Origin of the sequence: Caldibacillus sp. 210928-DFI.2.18 (assembly GCF_020554505.1) — a bacterium.
GTDB classification, from domain to species: Bacteria; Bacillota; Bacilli; order Bacillales; family Caldibacillaceae; genus Caldifermentibacillus; species Caldifermentibacillus hisashii.
In genome coordinates this window covers 1-5347 of record NZ_JAJCHL010000142.1, presented here as the reverse complement: position 1 = coordinate 5347, position 5347 = coordinate 1, and the positions used below count along the sequence as shown (strand labels likewise).

The following is a 5347-nucleotide window of genomic DNA, read 5'->3' as shown; positions in this document are numbered from 1 at the left end:
TCATTTTAATAGACAGTTCTGCACGACTTTCTGGCGATTTTGTCCAAAAGAGCACGATCGAAACCCTTCTAATGGACAATTTAGCTTATGCTTCAACAAAAATTGTCCAATAGAATCATTTTAATAGACAGTTCTGCACGACTTTCTGGCGATTTTGTCCAAAAGAGCACAATCGAAACCCTTCTAATGGACAATTTAGTTTGTGCTTCAACAAAAATTGTCCAATAGAATTGTTTTAATAGACAGTTCTGCACGATTTTCTGGGGATATTGTCCAAAAGAGCATGATTCGAAATCTTCTTTGGACGATCTTTACTTAATTTTTTCGAATAATGGGCAGCACCCAATGGAAGTAAGAATAAAAAGGAGGTAAAATCTTATGGGATCATTACAACCCCATATTCGACTTGGAAATGACTTAAATGTTACGTATGCAGTTTTGCCGGGAGATCCAAAGCGTGTTGAAAGAGTAATGGAGTTTCTTGATTCGCCGAAAGAATTAGCATTTAATCGGGAGTATCGCAGTGCCATTGGCTTTTATAAGGGTGTTAAAATTCTGGTGGTATCTACCGGTATCGGCGGCCCGTCACTCGGAATTGCGGTAGAGGAATTGAATAATATTGGCGTTACTGCACTTATTCGAATCGGCAGTTGCGGGGCATTACAACCGCACTTGAAAATAGGTGACTTGGTCATTGCATCCGGAGCGGTCCGTAATGACGGAGCCTCATTAGCCTATATCGAAAAAGGTTACCCGGCCGTAAGCAATCCGGAACTATTGTTTTTTATAAAAATTGCAGCCGAACGTCTTCAAATTTCACATCATTTTGGTATTGTAAGAAGTCATGACAGCTTTTATACTGATAATGAGGGGAATATTGACAAATTTTGGTCAAAAAGAAATGTTTTGGCTTCAGATATGGAAACGGCTCCTTTACTGGTGATTTCTGTCCTTAGGAATCTGCAAGCTGCCTCCATCCTAAATGTGGTTGTTTCTGCATCAGGAGACTTACATGAAGGAATTAACGACTATGTTGACGGAGAAAGGAATGCCGAACATGGAGAAAAAAATGAGATTCTTCTTGCTTTAGAAACATTTGCTTTATTAGATAAGGTGAAGAATGAAAGAGATTGACGCCTGGAAAAAATTTCATGCTATCAAGCTTATGGAGGTGATGCGTTTGAATTAGAAGTATGTTATTTTTATAATTTTCTAAAAAATTTAAAAAGGTCCATTTTATCAAAAACTGGACAAAGGGCACTTGAAAAAGGAAGGAGTGTTTTGAAAATGAAAACGAAAAGCATGTGGTCATTTCGCTTATCTACGGCGGCACTTGTATTAATTCCAATTGCAATTGGAATCAACTACATTGGGAAGACAATTGCGGCCGGGTTAAAACTCCCTTTATGGCTCGATTCATTAGGAACGATTTTATCAAGTATGTTGGCTGGACCGATTGTCGGTGGGTTATCAGGCATTATCAATAATATTATTTATGGAATTACACTTGACCCGGTATCAACCGTATACGCTATCACGAGCGGTGTGATCGGCATTGTCGTCGGTGCTTTAGCTTATAAAGGATGGGTAAATAATTTTGCCAAAGCGCTTTTGTTAGGACTGGTTGTCGGTGCAATAGCGGCAACAGTTTCAACACCATTAAATATGATCTTTTGGGAAGGTCAAACAGGAAATGTATGGGGAGATGCGCTCTATGCCTATATTCTATCCCAAAACGGACCAATATGGTTGGCATCCTTCCTTGATAGTATTGTGGTCGATTTGCCGGATAAATTAATTAGCGTACTGTTATGTTTCTTTATTTTTAAAGGATTACCGAAGAATGTAAAAAGATTATATCAAAACAATCAACGCTTTGAAGAATTGTAACTGTATTTGTTTTTGGGAAAAGGTGGAAGATACTGCTTTTTCCCTTTCCATATTCGGGGATTTTAAAAAGTACAAGTTGTACCTTACAAAATGAGGTGAGCCATGCTTTCTCATTCGCGCCCGAAGCTAGACAGAAAAAATATCCATCGTTTTTCAACCGTTTAATACGATAGAAATATCAAGAAGTTGGTGAATGGAAAATGAAATCAATGACCCTTTACGTCAAGCAGGATTCCCCGATCCATGAGATTGATCCGATTACAAAGGTAATTTATGCACTTGTTGCAGCCTTATTACCTTATATTTTACCTTCCCATACAGTAGCTTTGACTGTATTGGCAATTAGTATAATGCTACTTGCCGTCGGAAAAGTATTCCGAAAGATTATTCCTTTAATCGGTCTCAGCTTATTTTTAATCGTTTCATTAGTTATCATCCAAGGTATTTTCCGAACGGATAATGTAACGCCGCTTTTTCATTTCGGACCAATCATTTTTTATAAAGAAGGTCTTTCCTATGGTTTGTTGTTAATGCTGCGGGTGATTAATTTACTCTGTGCATTCGGTATTTTGATTTTGACAACAAAACCGGACGATCTGATTCAATCTTTCATCCAAAAAGGAATGTCACCGCGAATCGGATACGTAATCGGCTCTGTGCTTCAGTTAATACCTCAAATGAGTGCAACCATCGCAACGATTAAAGATGCCCAACGTTCACGCGGATTGGAAACAGAAGGAAGTTTATTGGTTCGTATCAAGGCTTTTTTACCTTTAATCGGACCTGTTATCATGAATTCATTAATCTCAACACGAGAACGCTCCATTGCTCTGGAAGTTCGCGGATTCAATGCTAAGCAAAAGAAAACTTTTTTACAAGAAGTCCATACATACAAATATGCAAAAGTGATACAAGCTGTTCTTATACTTATTTTCATTTTTGCTATCCTGTGGAGGATTTTCCTATGAAAAAAATAATTGTTGAAAATTTGAAATATAAGTATCCTGAAACAGATCAGTTGGCCTTAAATGATGTTTCGTTTGAGGTGGAAGAAGGTGAAGTCATCGGGATTGTCGGCCAAAATTCTGCAGGGAAATCTTCTTTATGTTTGGCATTGACCGGATTAATTCCTCACTTTTTTAACGGTGCGTATGGAGGCAAGGTTTTGATTGACGGCATTGAGGTAAAGACAAGTACAATCACTGATCTTTCTCAAAAAGCCGGACTTGTTTTCGATAATCCGTTTACCCAAATGACGGCCTCTAAATATACCGTTTACGACGAAATCGCATTCGGATTGGAAAATATGGGGCTGTCCCGTGAAGAAATGATTGAGCGGGTCGATTGGAGTTTAAAAATGTTGGGTATTGAAAACATAAAGGACAAAAATCCATTTGACTTATCTGGCGGACAAATGCAGCGGGTTGCGATTGCAAGTGTGATTGCCATGCGTCCCGGGATTTTGGTTTTGGACGAACCAACATCACAACTCGATCCTCAAGCGTCCGAAGAAGTATTTCGAGTGATCCAACAGTTGAGTAAGGAAGGTATTACCATTGTCATTGCGGAACATAAGATGGAAAAATTAGCCAGTTTTACGGACCGGATTCTCTTGCTATATGAAGGCAAGCAAATCGACTTTGACACTCCACAAAAAGTTTTTTCTCGGGATGATTTACATGACTATGGTGTAGTCCCGCCGATTTTTACAACTTACTGTAAAGCAATGGGGATGAAAAACAAGAAGACCAATACTTACCCGGTTACATTGACAGAAGTTTCTTCACTTTTGGGCGGTGAGAATAATGAATGGAATAAAAGTTGAAAATATCTCTTTTTCATATACTGAAGGTCAACCGGTTTTGTCTAACATTGATGTTCATTTTCGTCAAGAATCAACAGCGATTATCGGGCAAAACGGAGCAGGAAAAACGACATTTGTCAAATTGCTTAAAGGCTTGTTAAAACCGGCAACCGGAAATATTTACGTAAATGGAATGAATACGCAAGAATATACCGTTGCACAGCTGGCAAAGCAAATTGGCCTTGTATTTCAAAATCCGAACGATCAAATTTTTAAACATACGGTAATTGAAGAAGTGATGTTTGGTCCAAAAAATATTGGTCAGTCAACGGAGGAGGCCAGACAAAACAGTTTGCTGGCACTGGAAAAAATAGGAATCGTTCATGAAGCCGATAAAAATCCATATGACTTAAGCTTATCTGATCGGAAACTTGTTTCGATCGCCTCTATTCTGGCCATGAAACCTCCAATTATTATATTCGATGAACCGACAATGGGACAAGATTATCTCGGTAAAGAACGTTTGAAAAAAATCATGAAGGATCTGCGTGCAGAAGGTGTCCTAGTTTTATCGATTATTCATGATATGGATTTTGTTGCAGAAACTTTTGAACGTACGATTGTTATGAACCAAGGGAAAATCGTTTTGGATGGACCAACTCGAGAGGTTTTTTCTCATGAACAATTGATTCGTGACGTCTATTTGGAACTTCCCCATGCCACACAACTCGGAAAACAACTAGGTTTGAAGCAAACATTTTTAACTGTGGATGAATTGATCAATTTTAACCGAAAAAAGCAATGACAACCAGAACGGATCTCGTCGTCAAAAAAGTGAATTTTCAGCCCCAAAATGGTGACGAGAATGAATTTCGTCGCCAAAAAAAGTAGTTTTCGTGCTTCAAAACGACGACGAGAAGTGGTCTCGTCGCTAAAAAATGCGATTTCGCTGCTCAAAAAGACGACGAGAAGGGTCCTCGTCGTCAAAAACGAGCAATTTTCGGCTTAAAATGGTGACGAGAAAAGGTCTCGTCGCCAAAAACGAGCATTTTTCGCCCCAAAATGGTGACGAGAATGAATTTCGTCGCCAAAAAAAGTAGTTTTCGTGCTTCAAAAAGACGACGAGAAGGGGCCTCGTCGCCAAAAACGGGCAATTTTTGGCTTAAAATGGTGACGAGAAAAGGTCTCTTCGCCAAAATGAAGCAATTTTCGCCTCAAAGTGGTGACGAGGAAGGGTCTCGTCGCCAAAAAGTAAAGTTTTCGTCCAAAAAACGACGACGAGAAGGGGCCTCGTCGCCAAAAACGAGCAATTTTCGGCTTAAAATAGTGACGAGAAAAGGTCTCGTCGTCAAAAAATGGAGTTTTCCGCCCCAAAATGGTGACGAGAAAAGGTCTCGTCGCCAAAAACGAGCAATTTTTGGCTTAAAATGGTGACGAGAATAGGTCTCGTCGTCAAAAAAGTGAGTTTTCAGCCCCAAAATGGTGACGAGAAAAGGTCTCGTCGCCAAAAACGAGCATTTTCCGCCCCAAACTGGTGACGAGAAAGGGTTTCGTCGTCAAAAACGAGCAATTTTTGGCTTAAAATGGTGACGAGAAAAGGTCTCGTCGCCAAAAAGGTAGGTTTTCCGGTTCAAAACGACGACGAGAAGTGGT

General features: G+C 39.5%; 7 protein-coding genes. All 7 read left to right on the top strand.

Annotated elements, in window-relative coordinates; translation table 11 throughout:
* Positions 1 to 378 precede the first annotated feature (378 nt).
* The 7 genes from LIZ98_RS16850 (at position 379) to LIZ98_RS16820 (ending at position 5128) form a co-directional block, all read left to right on the top strand.
* The gene (locus tag LIZ98_RS16850) at positions 379 to 1134 is read left to right on the top strand and encodes a nucleoside phosphorylase (RefSeq protein ID WP_095142720.1); all 756 of its coding nucleotides are present in this window, start codon (positions 379 to 381) and stop codon (positions 1132 to 1134) included.
* A gap of 153 nt (positions 1135 to 1287) precedes the next feature.
* Complete coding sequence (locus LIZ98_RS16845; RefSeq protein ID WP_034771782.1) at positions 1288 to 1890, top strand: ECF transporter S component; 603 nt, start codon at positions 1288 to 1290, stop codon at positions 1888 to 1890.
* A gap of 200 nt (positions 1891 to 2090) precedes the next feature.
* The gene (locus LIZ98_RS16840; protein ID WP_227140325.1) at positions 2091 to 2858 is read left to right on the top strand and encodes an energy-coupling factor transporter transmembrane component T family protein; all 768 of its coding nucleotides are present in this window, start codon (positions 2091 to 2093) and stop codon (positions 2856 to 2858) included.
* Complete coding sequence (locus tag LIZ98_RS16835; RefSeq protein WP_227140326.1) at positions 2855 to 3715, top strand: energy-coupling factor ABC transporter ATP-binding protein; 861 nt, start codon at positions 2855 to 2857, stop codon at positions 3713 to 3715. The genes LIZ98_RS16840 and LIZ98_RS16835 overlap by 4 nt, the downstream gene beginning before the upstream one ends.
* Positions 3696 to 4499 (top strand): energy-coupling factor ABC transporter ATP-binding protein, encoded by an 804-nt coding sequence (locus LIZ98_RS16830; RefSeq protein WP_034771776.1) that lies wholly within the window; start codon positions 3696 to 3698, stop codon positions 4497 to 4499. The genes LIZ98_RS16835 and LIZ98_RS16830 overlap by 20 nt, the downstream gene beginning before the upstream one ends.
* A gap of 48 nt (positions 4500 to 4547) precedes the next feature.
* Positions 4548 to 4703, top strand: a complete 156-nt coding sequence (locus LIZ98_RS16825; RefSeq protein ID WP_227140327.1) for a hypothetical protein — start codon at positions 4548 to 4550, stop codon at positions 4701 to 4703.
* A gap of 53 nt (positions 4704 to 4756) precedes the next feature.
* On the top strand, positions 4757 to 5128 hold the full coding sequence (locus LIZ98_RS16820; protein ID WP_227203149.1) for a hypothetical protein: 372 nt from the start codon (positions 4757 to 4759) through the stop codon (positions 5126 to 5128).
* Positions 5129 to 5347 lie beyond the last annotated feature (219 nt).